Origin of the sequence: Pseudomonas sp. NPDC099000, assembly GCF_044759925.1 — a bacterium.
In the GTDB taxonomy this organism is placed as follows: domain Bacteria; phylum Pseudomonadota; class Gammaproteobacteria; order Pseudomonadales; family Pseudomonadaceae; genus Aquipseudomonas.
Window position 1 is genome coordinate 1 of record NZ_JBIWAF010000011.1, and the last position, 23,416, is coordinate 23,416.

Genomic DNA, 23,416 nt, shown 5'->3' on the forward strand with positions numbered 1-23,416 from the left:
ACAGTTACAACGGTTACCACTCACCTGTAGCAGCGGAAAAGCTGGCGGCGTGAGAACCGAAAAAAATGTCCAAAATTACTGGACCAGTTCAGCCTCGCTCCTACAGGGGATTGTGCTTGGGCTTACGCGAGTTTGGCGTCGTAGCCTTCTTCGGCGATCGCAGCGATCACTTGATCGCTCGTCAGCGTGCTTTCAACACCGACTTCTTTGGCCGCCAGATCGACTCGCACGCTGGCCGCAGGATCCTTGGCTTGCAGCGCCTGGGTAATGGCTTTGACGCAGTGACCGCAGGACATGCCTTGAACGTTGAACACTTGCATGGTGTGGCTCCTTTTATGAGGTTGCGAGCAGTCTCGAGCTTGCCACCATGGCAAGGTCAAGTTCTGCAGAAGTCTGCCGGGCTGGCAATCGGCGTCGCGCTCGGCCAAGCTGCGTGCATCAATGACTCGACTTCAGGAGATTCAGCCATGCGCTGGTCAGCTCTCAGCCTGTTTGGCTTCCTCAGCCTATTTGCCGCGACACCTTCGGTTCAAGCCGCCGGGGAGGACTATGGCGTACTGATCATTTCCCGCGAGCGCCTGGAAGTCGCGACCTCCTGCGAGATCGGCGTGTACATCCAGGACCAGCTGTCGGCGCGGCTGTTCCAGGAGCAAAGCACCTCGTTCAACCTGCCGCCGGGCAATGTGTCCCTGCGCCTCAAACTGTTGCCCGGCCAGGCACCGGGTTGCAACCCGGGCATGCTCGCACCGGGCTCGCAGAACATCACGCTCAAGGCCGGGGATGTGCTGAAGTACCGGATTGCGATGACGCAGGAAGGGATGTACCTGAAATCCACCGCCCTCGATTACTGAAACAATTCCCTGTGGGAGCGAGCCCTAGTGGTGAGGGGATTTATCCCCGTTCGACTGCGAAGCAGTCGTAAACCAGTGCACTCGGTGTAACTGATACGCCGAGGTTGCAGGTATTGGGGCGGCTTCGCCACCCAACGGGGATAAATCCCCTCGCCACAAGACCCGTTCCCACATGGGGTCTGCGGCGATTTGAAGACTGGCGCTTGACCTTGCCAGCATGGCAAGGTTGATCCTGTAGGCATCTTCTACAGGGAGCGCGACCGATGTCCGAATCCACTACGTTCGATCTGCCGATTGCCGGCATGACCTGCGCCAGCTGCGCGGGTCGTGTCGAGCGTGCCTTGAGCAAAGTCATCGGCACTTCTGCCGTCAGCGTCAACCTCGCCACTGAGCAGGCGCGGATCCAGGCGCCCAGCGACAGCTTGCCGGCGTTGATGGACGCAGTGCAGCAGGCCGGTTACAGCGTGCCGCAGCAAAGTCTGGAATTGAGCATCGACGGTATGACTTGCGCCTCCTGCGTCGGCCGCGTCGAACGGGCGCTGGCCAAAGTGCCCGGGGTGAAAAGTGTCAGCGTCAACCTGGCGAACGAACGGGCGCACCTGGAACTGCTCGGACACATCGATCCGCAAGCCTTGATCGCTGCGGTCACCAAGGCCGGTTATAGCGCCAGTGTCTGGGAAGTCGAACACCCGCAAACCGATCAGCAACAACAGCGCCTGCACCGTGAGCGCTGGGCGCTGATCATGGCGATCACCCTCGCCTTGCCGCTGGTCTTGCCAATGCTCCTGCAACCGTTTGGCGTGCACTGGATGCTCCCGGCCTGGGTGCAATTCGCGTTGGCCACGCCAGTGCAATTTATCTTCGGCGCGCGTTTTTATGTGGCCGCCTGGAAAGCCGTGCGCGCCGGAGCCGGCAACATGGATTTGCTGGTCGCCCTCGGCACCAGCGCCGGCTATGGCTTGAGTCTTTATGAATGGGCCACCGCGGCCGGGCGCATGCCGCATTTGTACTTCGAAGCCTCGGCGGTGGTGATTGCCTTGGTGTTGTTGGGCAAATACCTCGAAAGCCGCGCCAAACGCCAAACCGCCAGCGCCATCCGCGCCCTCGAAGCCTTGCGCCCGGAACGCGCCATTCAAGTGATTGACGGCCGCGAGCAGGACGTCGCCATCAGCGCCTTGCGCCTCAACGACCTGGTCATGGTCAAACCCGGCGAACGCTTCCCGGTGGACGGTGAGGTGGTCGAAGGCCAGAGCCACGCCGATGAAGCGCTGATCAGCGGCGAAAGCCTGCCGGTGCCCAAGCAACCCGGTGACAAGGTGACCGGCGGGGCAATCAATGGCGAAGGCCGGTTGCTGGTTCGCACTCAAGCGCTGGGGGCGGAAACCGTGCTGGCGCGGATCATCCGCCTGGTCGAAGATGCCCAGGCCGCCAAAGCGCCGATTCAGAAACTGGTGGATAAAGTCAGTCAGGTGTTTGTACCCACCGTTCTGTTGATCGCGTTGGCGACGTTGATCGGCTGGTGGTTGTACGGCGCGCCGATCGAAACTGCGTTGATCAACGCCGTCGCCGTGTTGGTCATCGCGTGCCCTTGCGCACTCGGACTGGCCACGCCGACCGCGATCATGGCCGGCACCGGCGTCGCGGCCCGCTACGGAATTCTGATCAAGGACGCCGAAGCCCTCGAGCGCGCTCATGAAGTCAGCGCCGTGGTGTTCGACAAGACCGGCACGCTGACCTCGGGTGCGCCGCGCATTGCTCATCTGAGTGCAATCGACGGTGACGAAGCCGCCCTGCTGCAAATGGCCGGTGCCCTGCAACGTGGCAGTGAACACCCGCTGGCCAAGGCTGTTCTGGACGCCTGCGCCGAACGCGGTTTGACCGTGGCCGATGTCAGCGACAGTCAATCGCTGACCGGGCGTGGCATCGCCGGCACGCTCGACCGTCGTCGTTTGGCCTTGGGCAATCGCAGGCTGCTGGAAGAATGCGGTTTGAGCGCAGGGCCATTGGCTGACTCCGCAACCGCGTGGGAAACCGAAGGCCGCACCCTCTCCTGGCTGATCGAACAAAACCCCGAGCCAAAGGTACTGGGCCTGTTCGCGTTCGGTGACACGCTCAAACCCGGCGCGCTGCACGCAGTGCAACAACTCAGCGCACGCAACATCAGCAGCCACTTGCTGACCGGCGACAACCGCGGCAGTGCCAAGGTGGTTGCCGAAGCGCTGGGCATTACCGATGTCCACGCCGAAGTCTTGCCGGCAGACAAAGCCGCCACCGTCGCCGAACTGAAGAAAACCGGCGTGGTGGCGATGGTCGGCGACGGCATCAACGACGCCCCGGCCCTGGCGGCCGCCGACATAGGCATCGCCATGGGCGGTGGCACCGACGTGGCCATGCACGCCGCCGGGATCACCCTGATGCGCGGCGATCCACGGCTGGTACCCGCCGCGTTGGAAATCAGCCGCAAGACCTGCGCAAAGATCCGGCAAAACCTGTTCTGGGCGTTCGTCTATAACCTGATCGGCATTCCGTTGGCAGCGTTCGGCTTCCTCAACCCGGTGCTGGCCGGCGCAGCGATGGCGTTGTCGAGCGTCAGCGTGGTGAGCAATGCGTTACTGTTGAAAACCTGGAAACCCAAGGACCTGGAGGACAATCGATGAACATCGGCCAAGCAGCCCGGCACAGTGGCCTGAGCGCGAAGATGATTCGTTATTACGAGTCCATCGGCTTGCTCAGGGCTGCCCATCGCACCGACAGCGGCTACCGCGTTTATGGCGACGACGACCTGCACACGCTGGCGTTCATCAAGCGCTCCCGGGACCTGGGGTTTTCACTGGAAGAAGTGGGAAAGCTGCTGACCCTCTGGCAGGACCGCCAGCGAGCCAGCGCCGACGTCAAAGCCCTGGCCCGCCAGCACATTGAAGAACTGAACCAGAAAATCCTCGAACTCGGTCAATTGCGCGACACCCTGCAAGACCTGGTCGAGCACTGCCAGGGCGACCATCGCCCCGATTGCCCGATCCTCAAGAACCTGGAGTCGGGCTGCTGCGCGCCAGCCGTTCGCCCCTGACCGCGAGCACCTTCACCACCAGCAACGTGGTCAGGGGAATACCGTGGAACAGCAGCACCACGACCCCCGGCGTCCACCACGAATAGAACGGCGCGGCGATCAACATGCCGACGCCGAACCCGGTCATTTGCAGCAGTGTCAGCAAGCTGAAGATTGGCAAGCGCAGGCTGTCCGGTTCACGTTGCAGACGCGACATCAGGCCGACTTCGGAGAAGCCGTCTCCCAACCCCGCCGGTAACGAGAACAACAGCAAACCGTAGAGGGTCTGCTGCTGGAACATCAGGATGAAACCGCAGGACATCAGCAGTACCCCGAAGAAAAAACGTCGCTCCAGGTGTGCATTGTCCGACCCTTTCAGGCGACTGGCGATTCGCGCGCCGATCAGTTTTCCGCAGGCCCAGACGGCCAGCATCAGGCCCAGCGTGGTGCTGGCTGACTCGGGGGTCAGCAGCCTGGAAATAATCGGGAAGCCGACGTTGTGCGCCGCGCTGCCCAGGGTGTCGGCCATGGTGACGGCGAGCATCGCGGCCACCACCGGCGTACTGCGCAGGCCTTGGCGCAAGGCGTGCCACTCACCACGCGGCGGGGTTGGCTCGGTACCGGACGCCGGTCTCGAAAACCGCAACGGCAGGATGAACAACGCGGCCAGCAGATAAGTAACCACGTTCAATGCAAACACCGTTTCAAAGCCAAACGCCGCCACCAACAGCCCTGCCACCAGGCTTCCGCCGACCATGGCCGCCGACGAGGCCGAGGTAATCCAGGCGTTGGTCTTGAGCAGGTGCTCGCCTTCGATGAGGTGCGGCAACTGGCTGTTGATGCCGATGGCGAACATTGAGTTGCCGAACCCCAGGCCGAAGGCGATCAATGGTAAAAGCAGCGCTTGCTGGGCGACCGGCAGCACCAGCAGCAGGCCCAACAACCCGGCGCGCAGCAGATCAAAGGCAATCAGCGGAATGCGCCCGGCCCAGCGACGATAGAACGAAGTGCCGATCAGGCTGGCGAAAACCCCTCCGCCCACGCGGCTGGCGAGAAAGATGCCGACGCTCATGGCGCTGTTGCTGAGCAGGTAGACGTAAGTGGCCAGGGCGACCATGTTGAGGAACGCGCCGAAGTCCGAGACCAGACGGGCTGCGATGATCAGTTGGGCGTTGCGGGTGGAGAGGTTCACATTCAGTCCTTGAGTGTGGGGAGCATGGTCGTTGTGGATTGTCTGATCTGACGCCATCGCGGGCAAGCCACGCTCCCACAGGTTTTGTGTCGGCCCCGGATTCCAGGGCCAACCTATAACCTGTGGGAGCGTGGCTTGCCCGCGATGCAGATGACGCGGTCCCAAAAAAAGGACATGTACAAAAAACCCGGCCGAAGCCGGGTTTTTCGTTAACCAATCACTGCATCCAGGGCGGAGGCGGCTCTTCGGTTTTGCCCGGTGGCGCATCATCTGCCGCGCGCACCGCTTGCTTGCGCTCTTCATCAAGGCGTGCCGCCTCGATCTCGCGCATGATCCCGCCCACGTCTGCCAACTCTTCCGGCTCGTCGAACTCGCCGGTCAAGACGCTGGCCGGGTGCAAGGTGCCGGCTTCGAACAGGGCCCACATTTCCTTGGCGTACTTGGTCTTTTTCAACTCCGGCGCAAACCGCCCGAAGTAGGACGCCATGTTGCCGACATCCCGTTCCAGCATGCTGAACGCGTGGTTGTTGCCCGCCGCGTCGACCGCTTGCGGCAAGTCGATGATCACCGGGCCCGTCGGGGTCAACAATACGTTGAACTCGGACAGGTCACCGTGCACCAGACCGGTACACAGCATCAGCACGATCTGCGAAATCAGGAACGCGTGGTATTCGCGCGCCTGGTCCGGCTCCAGCACCACGTCGTTCAGACGCGGCGCAGCATCGCCGTACTCGTCGGCCACCAGTTCCATCAGCAGCACGCCTTCAAGGAAGTCGTAAGGCTGAGGCACCCGGACACCCGCACCGGCCAGACGGAACAAAGCCGCCACTTCGGCGTTCTGCCAGGCGTCTTCGGTTTCTTTCTTGCCGAATTTCGAGCCTTTGGCCATCGCTCGAGCCTGACGGCTGTTGCGCACCTTGCGGCCTTCCTGATACTCGGCCGCCTGACGGAAACTGCGTTTATTCGCCTCCTTGTAGACCTTCGCGCAACGTAGCTCGTTACCGCAGCGCACCACATAAACAGCTGCTTCTTTACCACTCATGAGTGGGCGCAGCACCTCGTCGACCAGACCGTCCTCGATCAGGGGTTCAATGCGTTTTGGAGTCTTCATCAGCTTTTATTGGGGGTCCTTTATTACCAAACACGCGAAAGTCATTCGTTATACGGCAATCCACTCGTTCGGGGGAGGGGTTGCCGACCTATGAACGTCGTGAAGCACACAATGTGCCGAATTAATCGGCCAACCCCGTTCGGTCGTCATCGGCCGCCCGAGATCATAGCTGAGCCTGCGCCACTTGGTGGCTAAGGGGTTTGAAGGCATTTGCGACAGAAGCTGACACCTGAATTCATACCCTTCGTAGGATATTTCTCAACAGGCCTAAATTTCCCCTTGATTCAGCCGAAGTCCTCAGTGACAGAGTGATTTGTCCGACAATCGTTCCGACAACAAAAACGATGGCGCGCTCATGGATCCGGGTGATCAATAACGTTTACGGCTGCCAATAATCCGCGAGTCATCTGCACTGCGTGGGCCTACAAGAAAAATCTGGAGCGCGGATGAACATCAAACAGAAGTTGACCTGGGCGTTTGCAATCATCGCTTGCTTGCCCGTGGTGCTGGTCGCCACCCTCGTGGTGCTGAACTTGCGCAGTGACGCCAAGGAGAATTTCGTCGACGGCAGTGGTCGCGAAATTCGTCAGGTCAGCAACGCCATGCAATTGTTCTTCGACGGCATCAGCCAGAACGTCGACTACTTGGCCAAACAACCGCTGATCAAAAACTCCGACGACAGCCTAAAAACCTACATGAGCGCCAACGCCGAGAGCATTCCCCAGGGCGAGATGGACAAAAAGGTCTTCAGCCTCCTGCAGGACCTGGGCAACAGCCATCCGTCCTACGCTTATGCCATCCTCGGCACTGCGGCCGGCGGTTACGTGTCCTGGCCAGACGATGCCAAGCTGAACAATTACGACCCGCGCCAGCGCCCTTGGTACAAAGCGGCCCAGGCCAAACCGGGCAAGCCATTCCGTACCGAGGCCTATTACTGGGCCCAGGACGATGCGACCTACGTCAGCACCGTGCGCACCATCGACAACAAATTGGGCAGCAACGGCGGCGTGGTCAGCATCGACGTGACGCTCAAGCAGCTCACCGAAATCGTCAAACAGATCAAACTGGGTGAAACCGGCTACCTGATGCTGCTGGAAAACACCGGCACCGTGCTGGTCGATCCGAAGCGACCGGAACACAACTTCAAAGCCTTGAGCAGCCTCGGCGAGGGTTACGCGCAACTGGCCAAGGCTGGCAAAGGCCTGGTGGAAGTCGAGTTGAACGGCGAGCGCTACATGGCCAACGTCTGGCCGTCGGAGCAGTTGGGCTGGACCTTTATCGGCCTGATCAAGCAAAACGACGTGATGAGCTCCGCGACCCAGCTGACTTGGCTGATCGCAATCATCGCTGCCGTTCTGGCGGTGTTCTTCGCCATCCTCGGCGCCAGTTTCGCCAGTGTCATCGTGCGGCCGATCCGCAGCGTGGCCAGCGGTCTGGAAGGCATCGCCCAAGGCGAAGGCGACCTGACCAAGAACCTGGAAATCCGTGGCAGCGACGAAACCGCGCAACTGGCCAACTGGTTCAATCAGTTCTTGACGGCGATTCGCAACCTGATCCAAAGCATCGGCGGCGCCGCTACCAAAATCCTCGCCACCTCCAAGAGCTCGACCCAGGTCTCCAGCGACATGGCCGAAGCCGCCGGACGCCAGCGTGAGGCGGTGGACATGGTGTCCACGGCGTTCCACGAAATGGTCGCCACCGCCAACGAAGTTGCGCGCTCTTGCAGCCAGGCGGCGGAATCCGCCGACAGTGGCCAGCGTCAGGCGCGTCAAGGCCAGCAACAGATTGATGCAGCCGTGACCAGCGTTGATCGCTTGAGCCAGGAAATCGAACAGTCGGCGCAATCGATGCAACAGCTTGAACGCGACAGCAACGACATTCAGTCGATCCTCGGGACCATTCGCTCGATTGCCGAACAGACCAACCTGCTGGCACTGAACGCCGCCATTGAGGCAGCCCGGGCCGGTGAGCAAGGTCGTGGGTTTGCGGTGGTGGCGGATGAAGTCCGGGCGCTGGCCAAACGCACGGCGGATTCCACGGCGGAAATCGATGGCTTGCTGGGCAACCTGGCCAAGCGCACCAGCCAAGTGACTCAGCAGATGCATGCAAGCCTGGAAGTGTCGCAACAATCGGTGACCCGCATCGGTGAAGCGCGCAGCAGTTTCGGGCTGATCCGTGAGTCGGTGGATGTGATTCGCGACATGAACACGCAGATCGCCACGGCGGCGGAAGAACAGCATCAAGTGGCTGAAGACATCAATCGGCACATCAGCCAGATCCATGGCGATGCGCAATTGGTGGCGGAACTGGCGAACTCGGCGCGACTGGATTCGCAGAGCCTGGCCGGATTGTCGAATGAGCTGGATGGGTTGGTTCGCCGCTTCAGGACCTGATCCAGAATCGGTGGCCGCTTCGCGGCCATTCGCGGGCAAGCCTCGCTCCTACAGGTTTCGAGTCATACCTGATCTTGGTACTGACGCGATCCTTGTAGGAGCGAGGCTTGCCCGCGAAGGGGCCTTCACTGCCGAAACAACTCTCCAGGGGTAAACCCGAACAACCCCTTGAACGCCGCAATAAACGCCGAAGTCGAGTCATACCCGCAAGACAGCGCGGCATTGGTCACGCTGCCGCCCTCCTCCAGCAAACTCAACGACGACAGCAACCGCATCCGCTGCCGCCACCCGCGAAAACTCAACCCGGTCTCGCGCTGAAACAAGCGCATCAGCGTCTTCTCCGACGTGCCCAGGCGCTGCGCCCATTCCTGCAACGTCACGCTGTGCTCCGGATTTTCGATCAGCTCATTGCACAACCCGAGCAACCGCTCATGCCGTGGCAACGGTAGGGAAAACCCCACCTCCGGCAGATTCGCCAACTGATCCAGCAGCACATTCACCAACCGCGCTTCCTGGCTCTCGCCCTGTGGATATTCCACCGGCAGCAGGCAAAAACTCTTGATCAGTTCCCGGGCCAGCGGCGTGACTTCCAGCACCCGACAACGCCCGTCCGCCCATTCGCAATCCTCTCGGCGCACGTAGAGGCTGCGCATCTCGGCACGCGTCGAGGTCACCACCTGGTGCTCAAGATCGGCCGGAATCCAGATCCCCCACTGCGGCGGCGCAAAGAAACTGCCCTCAGTCGTGTGCACGCCGAGAACGCCGCTGATGGCGTAGGAAAACTGCACCCAATCGTGGCGATGAGGTGGCGTCCACGACCCGGCATTCAGACTTTCCGCCCGCGCGAACAGAGGACGCGGCAACGCCTTAAGCGTCGGAATGGCCCGTTCGAGGGAAAGTTGTCCGTTAGTCGGCATTGATTGGCCTTATGTCGCAAGACGGCAGACAGGCCCGACGTTAGGCTAAGTCATCAATTCTTACAAATGTATTCGGTGCCCGTTATGCATGCCTTCAAACACCTCAAACGCGTGGTCACCGACTGGTTCTTGTGCGGCATGCTGATCGCCACGTTGCTGTCGTATTTCTTCCCGGTCTTCGGCGCCACGGGCGGCGCAATGCATGCCGAGTATGTGATCAACATCGGCGTGTTCCTCGTGTTTTTCCTGCACGGGGTCAACCTGTCCAGCGAGCAGATCAGCCATGGCTTGAAGAACTGGAAACTGCACGTGATGGTTCAGGGTTTCACCTTCGCGGTGTTCCCGCTGATCTGGCTGCTGAGCGACAAACTGCTGGGCTCGCACATTCCGTCGCTGCTGATGCTCGGCTTCTTCTACCTCTGCGCCCTGCCGTCGACCATTTCGTCTTCCGTGGCCCTGACCGGCAGCGCAGGCGGCAACGTGCCGGCGGCGATTCTCAATGCGAGCCTGTCCAGTGTGCTGGGGATTTTTCTGACGCCGTTGCTGGTGAGTTGGGTGGTCGGCAGCGGTGCCGGCGGCATCGATCTGGGCTCAACCCTGCTCGACCTCTGCGCCATGTTGCTGGTGCCGTTGGTGCTCGGCCAACTGTTGCGGCCGTTGCTCGGCAAGTTCTTTGCCCGCCACAAGCGCTACACCAACATCGTCGACAAGCTGGTGATTCTGTTGCTGGTGTACTCGGCGTTCTGCAACTCGATGGTCTCGGGGATGTGGCAAAAACAGGGCTTCAGCGTGATTCTCAGTGCGCTGATCGGCAGCGCGATCCTGCTGGCGGTCATCCTGTGGATGACCACCCGCACCGCCCGCGCCTTGAAGTTCAGCCCGGCCGATGAGATCGCGGCGGTGTTCTGCGCCAGCAAAAAATCCCTGGCGGCGGGTGCGCCGATGGCCGCGTTGATCTTCGGTGCCAATCCGGGCCTGGGCTTGATTCTGCTGCCGATCATGATATATCACCCGCTGCAGCTGATCGTCTGCTCGGTGATGGCCGAGAACTACGCCAACCGCAACCGTGAACGCATCGCGCAGCAGAACGCCGAACTGATCAGCGCTCGATAATCGCCGTCACGCCCTGGCCGCCGGCGGCGCAGATCGAGATCAAGCCTCGGCCCTTGCCCGCCGCGTCGAGCAACTTCGCCAGGTTGGCGACGATACGCCCGCCGGTCGCGGCAAACGGATGCCCGGCCGCCAGTGAACTGCCTTTGACGTTGAGGCGGCGGCGGTCGATGGAACCCAGCGGCGCATCGAGACCGAGACGGGTTTTGCAATACTCGGGATCTTCCCAGGCCTTCAACGTGCAAAGCACCTGCGCCGCGAAGGCTTCGTGGATTTCGTAGTAGTCGAAGTCCTGCAGCGTCAGGCCGTTGCGCGCCAACAGACGCGGCACCGCGTACACCGGCGCCATCAACAGCCCTTCGGCACCGTTGACGAAATCCACCGCCGCCGCCTCGCCGTCGCGCAAGTACGCGAGGATCGGCAAGCCACGTTCCTTCGCCCATTCTTCACTGCCCAGCAGCACCAGCGACGCGCCATCGGTGAGCGGCGTGGAGTTGCCGGCCGTCATCGTGCCCTTGGCGCTTTTTTCGAAGGCCGGTTTCAGCGAGGCGAGTTTTTCCAGGGTCAGGTCCGGGCGCAGGTTGTTGTCGCGGGTCAGACCGAGGAACGGTGTCATCAGGTCGTTGTGCCAGCCTTCGGTGTACGAAGCCGCGAGTTTTTGGTGGCTCTCCAGCGCCAGTTGATCCTGTTCTTCGCGGGGGATATTCCAGGTCTGGGCCATCAATTCGCAGTGTTGGCCCATGGACAAACCGGTGCGCGGTTCGCCGTTGCGCGGGAACTCCGGGATCAAGTCCCGGGGACGCAGTTGCAGAAAGGTTTTCAGTTTGTCGCCGGTGGTCTTGGCGCGATTGGCTTGCAGCAGCACCCGGCGCAAACCTTCACTGACGCTGATCGGCGCATCCGAGGTGGTATCGACGCCACCGGCAATGCCGCAATCGATCTGCCCCAGGGCAATCTTGTTCGCGACCAGCAACGCCGCTTCAAGACCCGTGCCGCAGGCCTGCTGGATGTCATAGGCCTGCGTATAAGGGGACAACCGTGAACCGAGTACACACTCACGCGTCAGGTTCATGTCTCGGGACAGCTTGAGGACCGCCCCCGCGACCACCTCGCCGATACGCAGGCCATGCAGGTTGTAGCGTTCGATCAGGCCTTCGAGCGCGGCGGTGAGCATCGCCTGGTTACTGGCGGTGGCGTACGACCCATTGGAGCGGGCGAAGGGGATACGGTTACCGCCGATAATCGCGACGCGGCGCAGCTGAGTCATGAAAAGCTCCTGTCAAAAAATCCAATGTAAACACCAGCCCTGTAGGAGCGAAGCTTGCTCGCGAAGGCGCCGGCACATTCAATATCTCCTCGGAATGAAACATCGTCTTCGCGAGCAAGCTTCGCTCCTACACTGTTCAAGCGTAGGCCTAATCTCGTGGATCGAACGACTGATTGCCATTCGTGGTCCACACTTTGAACCCCAGCTGCCGGAGTGCGTTCCATGTCTGACCGTTATATCGACTTCGCCAATTCCTCCATCGGCCATCGCCTGGTCGGGGCCATGGGGCTGCCGTCTCCGGTACGCCTGGAGCGTTGGCAAGCAGGCCGGCTGCGGCCTGTCGAAGGGGCATTATTGATAGGCGGCGGCCCGCTGACAGAGAAAGTCAGCACCTTCGCCAACCGCCTGACCGACGCAATCTACAGCTACGGCGCCGAGCCTTCCCTGGCCACCGAGTGGATTCCCGGCCACGGCCCCAAACTCAAAGCCGTGGTGTTTGACGCCAGCGATCTGGTGCAGACCGATCAGCTCAAACAGCTGCGCGAGTTCTTCCAGCCGCTGATAAAAAACCTCGATCACAGCGCGCACCTGGTGATTCTGGGGCGTGCGCCAGAGACGTTGACCGACCCGTTCGCCGCCAGCGCACAGCGTGCGGTGGAAGGTTTCAGTCGCTCGCTGGCCAAGGAGTTGCGCAGCGGCGGCACCTTGCAACTGATCTATGTCGGTGAGGGCGCCGAGGATCAACTCGAAGGGCCGCTGCGGTTTTTCCTCTCGCCCAAAAGTGCGTTTGTGTCCGGTCAGGTCGTTCGTTTGCAGGCCTGCGCTACGCAGGTGTCGGACTGGACTCGGCCACTGACCGGGCGCAAAGCACTGGTCACGGGGGCCGCGCGCGGCATTGGCGCCTCCATCGCCGAAACTCTGGCCCGCGACGGCGCCGAGGTGATTCTGCTCGACGTGCCGCCGGCCAAAACCGATCTCGATGCACTCGCCGCACGCCTGGGCGGGCGCAGCATCACCCTGGACATTTGCGCCGACGATGCCGCCGCACAGTTGATCGAACACCTGCCCGACGGCATCGACATCGTGGTCCACAACGCCGGCATCACCCGCGACAAAACCCTGGCCAACATGACCCCGGAGTTCTGGGACGCGGTGCTCGCGGTCAACCTCAATGCGCCGCAAGTGCTGACCAAGGCACTGCTCGACAGCGGCGCCTTACATGACAACGGGCGGGTGATTCTGTTGGCGTCCATCAGCGGCATCGCCGGCAATCGCGGGCAGACCAACTACGCCGCCAGCAAGGCCGGGCTGATCGGTCTGGCCCAGGCCTGGGCGCCGCTGCTGAGTCAACGCGGCATCAGCATCAACGCGGTGGCACCGGGGTTCATCGAAACCCAGATGACCGCGCACCTGCCATTCGGCATCCGCGAGGCCGGGCGACGCATGAGTTCATTGGGCCAGGGCGGCCTGCCACAAGACGTCGCCGAAGCAGTCGCGTGGCTCGCTCAACCGGGGACCGGCGCGTTCACCGGGCAAGCATTGCGAGTCTGCGGCCAAAGCGTCTTGGGGGCTTAAAAGATGATCACCGATTGGCACATCCTTAACCGAGAACCGAGCCTGCCGGGCCTGTACGTGAAGGCGGCATCGCGGCGCAAAATCACCGGCACCACGTTGCCCGACACGGGGTTGCGCTGCTGGGTCGAGGTCGATCCGAAACGCCTGGCGGCGTACCGCAAGGTCTGCGGGTTTGCCGATAACGGGTTGCTGCCGCCTACCTATCCACACATTCTGGCGTTCGCATTACAGATGCAATTGCTCACGGCCAAGGACTTTCCATTCCCGCTGCTGGGGCTGATTCATCTGAGCAATCGCATTCGCGTCTTGCGCCCCATGGGCGGGGTGAGCCGAGTGCGGGTCAGCGTGCAGGTGCAGAACCTGCAACCGCACGCCAAGGGTACGACGTTCGATCTGGTGACGTCGCTCGACGATCAATTGGGCCCGCTGTGGGAGGCTGAAAGCCAGATGCTGTGCCGCGGGGTCAAGCTGGAAGGCGAGCCGGTCGAGGAAGTGTTGGCATCAACCCTGGAGATGATGGAGGTGGCTCGCTGGACAGCGCCGGCGGACATTGGTCGGCAATACGCCAAGGTGTCCGGCGACTACAACCCGATTCATTTGAGTGCGGCGAGCGCCAAGCTGTTTGGTTTTCCGACCGCCATTGCTCATGGACTGTGGAACAAGGCCCGGACATTGGCGGCGTTGAGTGAGCATCTGCCCACGGCGAATGCCGAGATTGCGGTGCAGTTCAGGAAACCGGTACGGTTACCGAGCGAGGTCACGTTGCTGGCCAGCGCGGCAGGGTCCATCGGGGACTTTCAGCTGGTGGGTGCGGGGGATCTGGAGCACATGGTGGGGCATTGGCGGCCGATTGCCTGATTGATCTCTGGTGCGTGAAACATCGCTATCGCGAGCACGCTCGCGAAGGCGGTGCTTCAGACACCACCGAACAGGATCAGAACGCGCACCTCAAAATGATGGGGTCAATTTATATAATGCTGAATTGCACTTTCGGTTGTGGAAACAGATTGTCCAGCGTCTCCAATAACCGCACGTGATAAATCGGCTTGCGGAACAAGTCTAGTACCTGCAAGCGCAACAGGTCACTGACGTCCTCCATGTCCGCATGCCCGGACGTCACGATCACGGGTAAATGCTGGCGGGACGTATGCTCTCGTAATCGCTTGATGAGCGACATGCCGCTCTCTTCCGGCATTCGCAGGTCGGTGATCACCAAGGCGATATCGGGATGGCGCGTCAAATGCTGCAATGCAAGCTTGACCGACGTTGCGGTGAAACAATTGAAGCCTTCACCCTCCAGCAATTCCGCGAGTTCCAGCAATGCATCCTCTTCATCATCGACCAGAAGTAGCTGTTGTCGAGGGAGTGCAAGAGAGTTCATGGCCGATACCTGCAATGAACGGGGCAATGACAGTTAGCCCCGGGTTGACGGCTTAGCATGCGAGCAACGCCCATCGCGCCGACGTCATAGCGCAGCCAGAATGCTGTTGAAAACGGTCGTTATCGCAGCGGGGATAGTGGTACTAAACGTCGCAATCACGACCGCCACCATGGCGGCGACAATCGCGTACTCGATACCTGAAGCCCCTTCGGTATCTTTGACCAGGCTTTTGCAGGACGCGGTGACGGATTTGAACGTCTGAGAAACTTTGGTGAAGGACATGACACGTCTCCTGACTGACTGCGGGTGTTACGTGATCGCAACATGACTCCCCTATGCCAGCATCAGCATTGTCGGCATTCCCCATACCAACAACTGTAAGAACGCATTAATACTTAAGTATTAACGGGCCGACCTACATGAAAAAATAACGTTTGGCGTTTTAGCCTCCTACTTTTCGCCAGATATTTCCCGATCAGTAGTGGCGTTTTGCTTTGCCTGCGCTACCGTTAAATAGCGAATTAGTTCCATGTTCATAGCTGCCTGATTGCGAAGTTGTCTCGTTAGATGTGACGGGGTCTTAAGCAGCAGGAAAGGGAGAGCCGTCATGAACAGTCGTATCACTCTGGGCCTGGCCGGGTTGTTTCTGGTGGGCGCCATCATTGCCGGTTACTGGGGCTTCACGCTGAGCCGTCAACCGCCCCCCGAGCCTGTCGCGCAACCCGCCATCATTCCGACCGCGCCAACCGCCCAGGCCGCGGTGCCGGTAAATGACCCCACTCGCCAACCGGTGGTGGTGTTGCTGCATGACATCGCGCCGTTCGTGCAGATCACCGCCGACGACGTGACCCTGGAAAAACTGCGCACCGTCCCGGCCGGCAGCCTGACCCGCCTTGATCAAGCGATTGGCCGTACGCCGTGGCGCGCCCTGACCGCCGGCAGCTGGCTCAATGATGAAAGTTTCGAAGCCGGCGGCAGGCTGGCGCGGATGATCCGTCCCGATGAGCGTGCCCTCGCCGTCGCGGTGGACGAAGTGATCAACGCTGGCGGGCAGCTGACGCCGGGGGACTATGTCGATGTGCTGCTGTTTTTACGCATGGACAATAATAATCCGCAGCCTTCGGCTCAACTGGTGGTGCCGGCATTGCGGGTGCTGGGGGTGGGCGAACAGCTAGGGCTGACCAACGACGGTCAACCCTCAAGCCCAGCCCGCAGCAATGAGGAAAAACTCAAGCAAGAACAACTGCGCGCCAGCGCTCGCAGCGTCCTGCTCGCTGTGCCCGAGCCGTTGTTGAGTCGCCTGATGCTCGCGGCCCAGGCCGGCGTCTTGCGGCTGGCCGTACGCAGCGCCGAGGAAAAACGCCTGGCTCATTATTGGGCGGGCGAAACCCACTCAGCGGCCAACCTCGCCAACGCCAGTCGCGAGTTGATCCAGTTCAGCCAACTGGCCATGACCGCTCCTGCCAAACCCGTAACCGCAAGCGTCAACGCAGCACCGCGCAAGTCGAGCGTGGAAATCATCCGCGGCAACGAAGTCACGCAACAGACCCCCTGAGTCGAACAAGGACGCATCTCAATGCGCAGCCGTACCCTGTCCGTGTTTCAAGGCCTGCTCTGGGTCTCCCTGCTGAGCGGCTTGCCGCTCACCCTGACATTCGCAGCGGTCGGCAACTGCGCAGCACTGGGCCCTTTGCCGGCCGTGCTGGAAGTTGGTGAAGGGATGCAACAGGCATTGCAATCGCCCGTGGCGATCACGCGGGTGGCGGTGGGCGATCCGAAAATCGCCGACGTGCGGGTCAATGGCAACCAGGCGTACCTGATCACCGGCATGGCGCCCGGCGCCACCAGTCTGATGGTCTGGACGGCCTGCGCCAGCGCGCCGCGCCAGAGCATGGTGTTCGTTCAGGGTCGGGCCACCACCGCCATGACCAGCGCTGCGCAACCGTCCGATGACCCACTGTTGCCGTCGCAAGTGCAGACCGACATTCGCTTCGTCGAAGTCAGCCGGACCAAACTGCAAGAGGCCGGCACCTCCATTTTCGGCAAGACTTCAAACTTCCTGTTCAGCTCCCCCGGCACCGTGCCGAACACCGCCGTGACCCCCAGGGTGTTTCCACTGCGCAACCTCGATCCGCGCATCGCCGTGCCCAGCATTCCCCTGGCCAACGACATGTTCAACATCGTCGCCGGCGGCGGTAATTTCCTCGCCATCATCAATGCCCTGGAAGGCAGCGGTTTCGCCTACACCCTGGCGCGGCCGAGCCTGGTGGCGATCAGCGGGCAAAGCGCGAGTTTTCTCGCGGGCGGTGAAATCCCGATCCCGGTCCCCAGCGCCAACAGCAACAGCTACTCAATCGAGTACAAGGAATTCGGTATCCGCCTGACCCTCACGCCGACGGTGGTCAGCAACAATCGCATCGCCCTCAAGGTCGCACCGGAGGTCAGTGAGCTGGACTACATCAACGGCGTGACCATCGGCGGCACCACCGTCCCGGCGTTTACCATTCGCCGCACCGACACCAGTATTTCCCTGGCCGATGGCGAGAGTTTCGTCATCAGCGGCTTGATCAGCACTCACAACGCGTCAGAAGTCAGCAAGTTTCCAGGCCTGGGCGACATACCGATTCTCGGCGCGTTCTTTCGCAATTCATCGATCCGGCGCGAGGAGCGCGAACTGCTGATGATCGTCACGCCGCACCTGGTTCAGCCCCTGGCCGCCAATGCGCAGCTGCCCTCGTTGCCCGGTGAAAACCTGCGCAACTACGACCCGAACTGGTATCGCCTGTACTTCCTCGAAAACGGCAACTTCGATAAACGCAGCGGGTTATCGCAATGAGCCAGAACCAAAGTTTGAGTCAGACCTTCCTGGCGATCACCCGCAATGGCACAGACCTTGAGTGGCTGCAAGGTGCCCTCGCCCCTCTAGGCCAGGTCGTCAGTGCCGGTAGCGGCAGCCTCGACGAACTGTTGGCGTTGGTGGACGTAACCTGCGCCAGCCTGGTGTTCGTGGGCCTGGATCGCGAACACGTGGTGGCTCAGAGCGCGTTGATCGAGGGCGCCCTTGAAGCCAAGCCGATGCTGGCGATCGTCGCGTTGGGCGACGGCATGGACAACCAGCTCGTCCTCAATGCGATGCGCGCCGGTGCGCGGGATTTCGTCGCCTATGGCTCGCGTTCCAGTGAAGTCGCCGGCCTGGTGCGACGCCTGAGTAAACGCCTGCCGCCCGTGGCATCGAACACGCAACTGGGTGGCCTGACCGTGCTTTACGGCGTGCAGAGCAACGCCGACGGCGCGCTACTCGCCAACCACATGGCGCAAGTGGTGCAGAAGAGCGGTCAGCAAACGCTGTTACTCGACCTTGGCCTGCCGCGCGGTGACAGCCTGGCCTTGCTCGGGCTGGAGAGTTCGTTTCATTTTGGCGATGCACTGCGACACCTGCGGCGCCTGGACGCCACGCTGATCGACAGCGCGTTCACCTGTTGCGACGCCGGGTTACGGATCCTCGCCTACGCCGGCAACGATGAGCCGCTGGAGCACACCAGCGCCGCCGAGTTGTACATGTTGCTCAGCGCCTTGCGCCAACACTTCCAGCACATCGTGGTGAACCTCACCGGCCAACCGGACAGTGAAGCGCTGCGCACCTTTGTCAGCCATTGCGACAAGCTGCTGTGGTACACCGATCAGAACGTGCTCGACTGCCGGCGCAATCTGGCAGTGCTCAACCGCTGGCGCGAAAAAGGCATGAAGCTCGACCACGCCAGGTTGCTGGTGGACCGCTATCTGCGCAACGTCGCCCCCGACTCAGACACCCTGGGAAAAAGCTTCGGCATGGAAATCATCGCGGTCCTGGACTACAACCCGCAGGTGCGACTCAACGCCAAGAACCAGGGCCTGACCCTGTTCGAACTGGCCCCCCGGGAAAGCCTGACACAAGGCCTGCGCACCCTCGGCGAACGACTGGCAAAACGCTCAGAAGCCCTGGTCAAACCCAAGACCGGTTGGTTCAACCGGTTGAGGGGCGCGCTATGAGCGGTGAAAAACTGTTCGGTGCACCTGTGCGCAACACCTGCGGCAATACCGACCACGAAGGCCTGAAGCTGGTGCTTCACCGCTACATCATCGACGCCATCGAGGAGTCCGGAAAAAACCTGCTGGAGGGTTCGCGCCAAGCCCTGGCGCAGTTCGTCATCGACAAGGTGGCCGAGTACATTGCCCGACTGCACCTGGCGATTTCCCGGTATGAGATGGAGCGTCTGGCCGAAGAAATCGTCGACGAACTGACCGGGTTCGGTCCGTTGGAAGTGCTGCTGCGTGATCCGGCGGTGACTGAGATTCTGGTCAACGGCCCACATCGCGTATTCGTCGAGCGCGACGGTGTGCTGCATCAAAGTGACCTGCGTTTTATCGACGCCCATCACGTCGAACGGGTCATGCAACGAATCCTCGCGCCTCTGGGCCGACGCCTCGACGAGTCTTCGCCCATGGTCGATGCGCGCCTGCCGGACGGCAGCCGGGTCAACGCGATCATTCCGCCGATTGCCCTCGACGGCCCTTGCCTGTCGATTCGAAAGTTTCGCAAGGACATGCTCAAAAGCGCCGACCTGATGGCGATGCAAACCATCGATCAGGCGATCTTCGAGTTCATTCAGGAAGCTGTGGGCAAGCGTTGCAACATTCTGATCAGCGGCGGCACCGGCACCGGTAAAACCACGCTGCTGAACATCCTCAGCCAATTGATCAATCCTCACGAACGGCTGGTCACCATCGAAGATGTGGCGGAACTGCAACTGGGCCACCCGCACGTGGTACGCCTGGAAACCCGCCCGCCTAATGCCGAAGGCCACGGCGAAGTGAAGGCCAGCGACCTGATTCGCAACGCCCTGCGGATGCGCCCCGACCGGATCATCCTCGGTGAAATTCGCGGTGTCGAAGTGGTCGACGTGCTCACGGCGATGAACACCGGGCACGACGGGTCCATGAGCACCGTGCACGCCAACACCGCCCAGGATGCCCTGCTGCGCCTGGAAACCCTGGTGGGCTTGACGGGTCGCACCATCGCCGAACGCACCCTGCGGCAAATGATCTGCGCGGCGTTGGACGTAGTGATCCAGTTGACGCGCATGCCCGATGGTCGCCGTTGCGTCAGCGAAGTGGTGGAGGTGATCGGCCTGCGCGACGACGTGTATGTCACCAACACGCTGTTCCGGCTCGACCGGCGTAGCGGTTTCGGTTTTCTGCGCGAAGCGGTCAACCCCGCCGGTAGCAAACTGCGCCGCGAGCCGGCGCTTTCTCCATCCCTGTATTGAAGGCCACGGCATGCTCAAACCGCTGCTGCTCACCCTGATTTGCCTGGCTTTGCTCGGCTTGTCGATTCGTTTGTTCTACCGTGGTTTGCGCCAGACCAGCACCGAGCGGGTGCTGGAGCGCCTGACTCAGGGCCAACCGGAAAAGAAGGTGGCGAAATCGTCGTGGGCAGGCCTGGATAGCGCCTTTTTGCGTGCTGGCCTGGGGCGGCCCACCGAGCGCCTCGGCCTGTGGCTACTGCTCTGGGCCTTGGGTGTGTTGATCGGGTTTGCCATCGGCAGCTGGGGTGGTTTGCTCGCGCTGTTGCTCCTGCCACCCTTGATCCTGCGACTCTATATCAGCTGGCGTTACCAGCGTCGGCTCAAGCGCATGATCGAACAATTGCCTACGTTGCTCGATCACTCGGTGCGCAGCTTGAAGTCCGGACGAACCCTGTCGGATGCGGTGCTGGGCGCCATCGATGCCGCCGAAGACCCGCTGAAAAATGCCATGGGCCGGGTCCAGCGCAACGTGCAACTGGGCGTCAGCCTGCCGGAAGCCGCCTCGGACCTCGCCGAGCTGTATGGGAAAGACGAACTGCGTTTGTTCGCCCTCGGCTTGAAGGTTAATCATCGCTACGGCGGCAATGGCAGCGAACTGCTGGAGAACCTGATCAAGATGATCCGCGAACGCGAACAGGCGGCGCGCCAGCTCAGCGCCATGACCGGTGAAACCCGGGTGACGGCGTGGGTCCTGGGCAGTTTGCCGATTGGCCTGGCTGGCTATTTCCTGGCGACCAACCCTCACTACTTGCTCGCGATGTGGCACGACAGCTCGGGGCAACTCATGCTCGCATCGGCGTTCGGCCTGCAGGTCGTGGGTAGCCTGGCGCTTTATCGCATGTTGCGCAGCGTATGAAGACAGCGCTGCTGATGAGCGCTGTGTTGTTTCTGGGGGCCATGCTGATGTTGCTCAGCGGTCTGCTGGATCAGCGTCGGCGCGCTCGCCAGGTCACCCAACGGCTGGATGGAAAACTGCCGAGCGACCACCGCGTCGGGCACTGGTTGCAGGTGTTGGGCAGCAGCCGGATCGGTCAGCACTCGGTCAAGCTCGACAACGAAACCCAGTCGCTACTCAACCGCCTGGGCTGGCGCAGCGCCCGCCAACGTTCGCTGTTCGCGGCCTTCCAAGTGGGTGTGCCGATGCTGGCGCTGGTTGTGACATTGCTGATTCAGGGAACATGTTTTCCGCAGGCGGATAATCACTGGATCGCCCCGGCCTTCGCCACCGCCATCGGCTACCTGCTGCCCAAACGCTGGTTGGCCGCGGCCGCGCAACGCCGGCAAAAACAATTGGCGACAGAGATCTCCATCTTTATTCCACTGCTGCGCATCCTGTTCGAGTCCGGCATGGCGGTGGAGCAATCGCTGCGCGTCTTGAGCGATGACGGCAAACAGTTGATGCCGGCCCTGACCCATGAACTGCGACTGGTCCTGACTCGGGTCGACTCTGGTCTGGAGCTGGGCGAGGAGCTGAAAAAGGCCACCCGCTTGCTGGCGGTAGACGAGTTCACCGAAACCTGCGTGATTCTTGAGCAGATGATCCATCAGGGCGGCGGCGCGATGAAATCCCTGCTGGCGCTCAAACTGCTGCTCGATGATCGGCGCCTGACGCGCTTGCAGGAATACATCTCCAAGATGTCCGCCAAAATGTCCGCCGTGATGATGCTGTTTCTCTTCCCGGCGTTATTGATCGTACTCGCCGGTCCGGGCTTCACCGCCCTGTCCCGGGCGTTTGGTTCATAGAGGGAGCGAGATGAAAGCAATCATTGCCGGTTTTAGTCTCCTGTTACTAAGCGGTTGCGCTACGAATGGCCAGGTCCCCTGGAGCGCTCTGACCAATAATGCCAGTTGCGGCAAATTGAACTCCGATGAACAGCTGGCGCTGAACCTCGCCGACGACATGGCCACCAATGGCAAATTGCACGCCAGCCTGGCCAACCTGCAAAACCTGCCCGATAACCTGTCCGACGTGCGCCTGCGCAAGGCCAAGGTCTATCGACTGCTCGGCCGCAACGAAGCCGAACCGTTATACCGCAGCCTGCTCGGCAGCTGCCGGGCCGCCGAAGCCGAACACGGCCTAGGCCAACTCGCCGCTGCCAGGGGCGACAACGGCCAAGCCCAGGCTCATCTGCTACGTGCCGTCCGACTGGCGCCCACCGACGAAAAAATCCGCAACGACCTCGGAGTGGTCTACCTCAATCAATTGCGCGTGGAGGATGCGCGCTTTGAGTTCCTGACCGCCATGGAACTCAAGCAAAGCGATCAGCTGGCGGCGGTGAATCTGGTAACGCTACTGATCTATCAGGACGACTGGAGCCGCGCCGCCGAACTGGTCAGCCGCCTCGGCCTGAGCCCCGCCCAAGTCACCGAAGCCCAGGCCCGCGCGGAGAAACTCAAGACACCCACCAAGACTGCTGCGACTGCGGTGAACCAGGTGGCCGTCGTCACCGCACCGACTCTTCAATAGGGAGATATTCTCGATGAAACCGAACCTCCTCTGTTGCCTCGTCTTGCTGGCCCTGCCGCTTACCTCGCACGCCATAAACCCAGGTCCCGCCTCGCCCCAACAACAGGAAACCGAAGGCTGGCTGCAACTGCAAAGCAGCAACAAGGCCGCCTCACAGAAACCACAGACCTCAACCGCGACCGAGCGCGAGCTGAGCATGCAGCGGTGGTTGAAGAGCTATGAACATGAGATACCGCAGTTCTTTGATCAGGATGAGGGGGGGGCGGTGGGCAGTGGGTCTGGGGAGTAGTGTTGAGATTTGTTGCGCCTGATCCATCGCCTTCGCGAGCAGGCTTGCTCTCACAGTGGACTGGGCACATCTGAGAGAGATTGGCCGGCTGTCAGGCCGCCATCGCGAGCAGGCTCACTCCTACAAGGGTTCGGCGTACATCAGCAAGATATTGGTCGGCTGTCAGGCCGCCATCGCAGACAAGCCAGCTCCCACAGGGTTTGGTGTTCACCTGCAAGAAATTGGTCGCCTGCCAGGCCGCCATCGCGAGCAGGCTCACTCCTACAAGGGTTCGGCGTACATCAGCAAGAGATTGGACGGCTGGTCAGGCCGCCTTCGCGAGCAGGCTCACTCCTACAAGGGTTCGGTGTACATCTGCAAAAGATTGGTCGGCTGTCAGGCCGCCTTCGCTGGCAAGCCAGCTCCCACAGGGTTTGGTGTTCACCTGCAAGAAATTGGTCGCCTGCCAGGCCGCCAACGCGAGCAGGTTCGC

At 61.3% G+C, this 23,416-nt stretch carries 22 protein-coding genes and 1 pseudogene; 16 read left to right on the top strand and 7 right to left on the bottom strand.

What is annotated here, in order from left to right; all coding sequences use genetic code 11:
- Nucleotides 1-122: 122 nt before the first annotated feature.
- Nucleotides 123-320, bottom strand: a complete 198-nt coding sequence (locus ACIQV9_RS15240; RefSeq protein ID WP_403102776.1) for a heavy-metal-associated domain-containing protein — start codon at nt 318-320, stop codon at nt 123-125.
- Between the two features lie 147 nt (nt 321-467).
- On the opposite strand from ACIQV9_RS15240, the gene ACIQV9_RS15245 reads away from it, so the two are divergent.
- The 3 genes from ACIQV9_RS15245 to cueR all read left to right on the top strand — a co-directional run bounded on the left by ACIQV9_RS15245 (nt 468) and on the right by cueR (nt 3,918).
- Nucleotides 468-851 carry a hypothetical protein gene (locus ACIQV9_RS15245; protein WP_109627809.1) on the top strand — a complete coding sequence of 128 codons (384 nt, stop codon included), beginning with the start codon at nt 468-470 and terminating at the stop codon, nt 849-851.
- 263 nt (nt 852-1,114) lie between these two features.
- A complete protein-coding gene (locus ACIQV9_RS15250; RefSeq protein WP_403102779.1) occupies nt 1,115-3,508 on the top strand; it encodes a heavy metal translocating P-type ATPase in 2,394 nt (797 codons plus the stop codon).
- Nucleotides 3,505-3,918 carry a Cu(I)-responsive transcriptional regulator gene (gene cueR / locus ACIQV9_RS15255; protein WP_403102781.1) on the top strand — a complete coding sequence of 138 codons (414 nt, stop codon included), beginning with the start codon at nt 3,505-3,507 and terminating at the stop codon, nt 3,916-3,918. Before ACIQV9_RS15250 ends, cueR begins: the two co-directional genes overlap by 4 nt.
- Here the strand turns inward: cueR and ACIQV9_RS15260 are convergent.
- Nucleotides 3,872-5,089, bottom strand: coding sequence for an MFS transporter (locus ACIQV9_RS15260; protein ID WP_403102783.1), 1,218 nt, complete (start codon nt 5,087-5,089; stop codon nt 3,872-3,874). The genes cueR and ACIQV9_RS15260 overlap by 47 nt on opposite strands.
- Before the next feature lie 217 nt (nt 5,090-5,306).
- The gene (locus ACIQV9_RS15265) at nt 5,307-6,200 is read right to left on the bottom strand and encodes a PA4780 family RIO1-like protein kinase (protein ID WP_123369234.1); all 894 of its coding nucleotides are present in this window, start codon (nt 6,198-6,200) and stop codon (nt 5,307-5,309) included.
- A gap of 446 nt (nt 6,201-6,646) precedes the next feature.
- Here ACIQV9_RS15265 and ACIQV9_RS15270 point away from each other — a divergent pair.
- Both ACIQV9_RS15270 and ACIQV9_RS15275 read left to right on the top strand, forming a co-directional pair.
- Nucleotides 6,647-7,735: pseudogene (locus tag ACIQV9_RS15270) on the top strand (cache domain-containing protein); the annotation flags it as partial.
- Between the two features lie 129 nt (nt 7,736-7,864).
- Nucleotides 7,865-8,593 carry a methyl-accepting chemotaxis protein gene (locus ACIQV9_RS15275; RefSeq protein ID WP_370654461.1) on the top strand — a complete coding sequence of 243 codons (729 nt, stop codon included), beginning with the start codon at nt 7,865-7,867 and terminating at the stop codon, nt 8,591-8,593.
- 125 nt (nt 8,594-8,718) lie between these two features.
- Here the strand turns inward: ACIQV9_RS15275 and ACIQV9_RS15280 are convergent, their stop codons facing one another.
- A complete protein-coding gene (locus ACIQV9_RS15280) occupies nt 8,719-9,510 on the bottom strand; it encodes an AraC family transcriptional regulator (protein WP_403102787.1) in 792 nt (263 codons plus the stop codon).
- Between the two features lie 84 nt (nt 9,511-9,594).
- Here ACIQV9_RS15280 and ACIQV9_RS15285 point away from each other — a divergent pair, with 84 nt between their 5' ends.
- Complete coding sequence (locus ACIQV9_RS15285; RefSeq protein WP_403102790.1) at nt 9,595-10,623, top strand: bile acid:sodium symporter family protein; 1,029 nt, start codon at nt 9,595-9,597, stop codon at nt 10,621-10,623.
- On the opposite strand, the gene ACIQV9_RS15290 is transcribed toward ACIQV9_RS15285, so the two are convergent.
- Complete coding sequence (locus ACIQV9_RS15290; RefSeq protein WP_403102793.1) at nt 10,610-11,887, bottom strand: acetyl-CoA C-acetyltransferase; 1,278 nt, start codon at nt 11,885-11,887, stop codon at nt 10,610-10,612. The two genes, ACIQV9_RS15285 and ACIQV9_RS15290, sit on opposite strands and share 14 nt — an antisense overlap.
- Nucleotides 11,888-12,109: 222 nt before the next feature.
- Here ACIQV9_RS15290 and ACIQV9_RS15295 point away from each other — a divergent pair, with 222 nt between their 5' ends.
- Nucleotides 12,110-13,462, top strand: coding sequence for a 3-oxoacyl-ACP reductase (locus ACIQV9_RS15295; protein ID WP_403102795.1), 1,353 nt, complete (start codon nt 12,110-12,112; stop codon nt 13,460-13,462).
- Nucleotides 13,463-13,465: 3 nt separating this feature from the next.
- Nucleotides 13,466-14,320, top strand: coding sequence for a MaoC family dehydratase (locus tag ACIQV9_RS15300; protein ID WP_403102797.1), 855 nt, complete (start codon nt 13,466-13,468; stop codon nt 14,318-14,320).
- A 109-nt stretch (nt 14,321-14,429) separates the two neighbouring features.
- Here ACIQV9_RS15300 and ACIQV9_RS15305 read toward each other — a convergent pair whose 3' ends face one another.
- Nucleotides 14,430-14,843, bottom strand: a complete 414-nt coding sequence (locus ACIQV9_RS15305; RefSeq protein ID WP_403102799.1) for a response regulator — start codon at nt 14,841-14,843, stop codon at nt 14,430-14,432.
- Between the two features lie 84 nt (nt 14,844-14,927).
- Entirely contained in the window at nt 14,928-15,125 is a 198-nt protein-coding gene (locus tag ACIQV9_RS15310) for a Flp family type IVb pilin (RefSeq protein ID WP_403102802.1), read from the bottom strand.
- Between the two features lie 325 nt (nt 15,126-15,450).
- On the opposite strand from ACIQV9_RS15310, the gene cpaB reads away from it, so the two are divergent.
- From cpaB to ACIQV9_RS15350, 8 genes are read left to right on the top strand one after another with little or no spacing between them, the layout of a single operon-like run.
- The gene (gene cpaB / locus ACIQV9_RS15315; protein ID WP_403102805.1) at nt 15,451-16,398 is read left to right on the top strand and encodes a Flp pilus assembly protein CpaB; all 948 of its coding nucleotides are present in this window, start codon (nt 15,451-15,453) and stop codon (nt 16,396-16,398) included.
- Between the two features lie 21 nt (nt 16,399-16,419).
- Nucleotides 16,420-17,679: a type II and III secretion system protein family protein gene (locus tag ACIQV9_RS15320; protein WP_403102808.1), complete on the top strand. Its 1,260-nt coding sequence runs from the start codon at nt 16,420-16,422 to the stop codon at nt 17,677-17,679.
- Complete coding sequence (locus ACIQV9_RS15325) at nt 17,676-18,872, top strand: CpaE family protein (protein WP_403102810.1); 1,197 nt, start codon at nt 17,676-17,678, stop codon at nt 18,870-18,872. The genes ACIQV9_RS15320 and ACIQV9_RS15325 overlap by 4 nt, the downstream gene beginning before the upstream one ends.
- On the top strand, nt 18,869-20,149 hold the full coding sequence (locus ACIQV9_RS15330) for a CpaF family protein (protein ID WP_403102813.1): 1,281 nt from the start codon (nt 18,869-18,871) through the stop codon (nt 20,147-20,149). Before ACIQV9_RS15325 ends, ACIQV9_RS15330 begins: the two co-directional genes overlap by 4 nt.
- A 10-nt stretch (nt 20,150-20,159) precedes the next feature.
- The gene (locus ACIQV9_RS15335) at nt 20,160-21,044 is read left to right on the top strand and encodes a type II secretion system F family protein (protein WP_403102816.1); all 885 of its coding nucleotides are present in this window, start codon (nt 20,160-20,162) and stop codon (nt 21,042-21,044) included.
- The gene (locus tag ACIQV9_RS15340; protein ID WP_403102819.1) at nt 21,041-21,931 is read left to right on the top strand and encodes a type II secretion system F family protein; all 891 of its coding nucleotides are present in this window, start codon (nt 21,041-21,043) and stop codon (nt 21,929-21,931) included. Before ACIQV9_RS15335 ends, ACIQV9_RS15340 begins: the two co-directional genes overlap by 4 nt.
- 10 nt (nt 21,932-21,941) lie before the next feature.
- Nucleotides 21,942-22,655, top strand: a complete 714-nt coding sequence (locus ACIQV9_RS15345) for a hypothetical protein (protein WP_403102822.1) — start codon at nt 21,942-21,944, stop codon at nt 22,653-22,655.
- A 13-nt stretch (nt 22,656-22,668) separates the two neighbouring features.
- Nucleotides 22,669-22,944, top strand: a complete 276-nt coding sequence (locus ACIQV9_RS15350) for a DUF3613 domain-containing protein (RefSeq protein ID WP_403102824.1) — start codon at nt 22,669-22,671, stop codon at nt 22,942-22,944.
- The last annotated feature ends 472 nt before the right edge of the window (nt 22,945-23,416 follow it).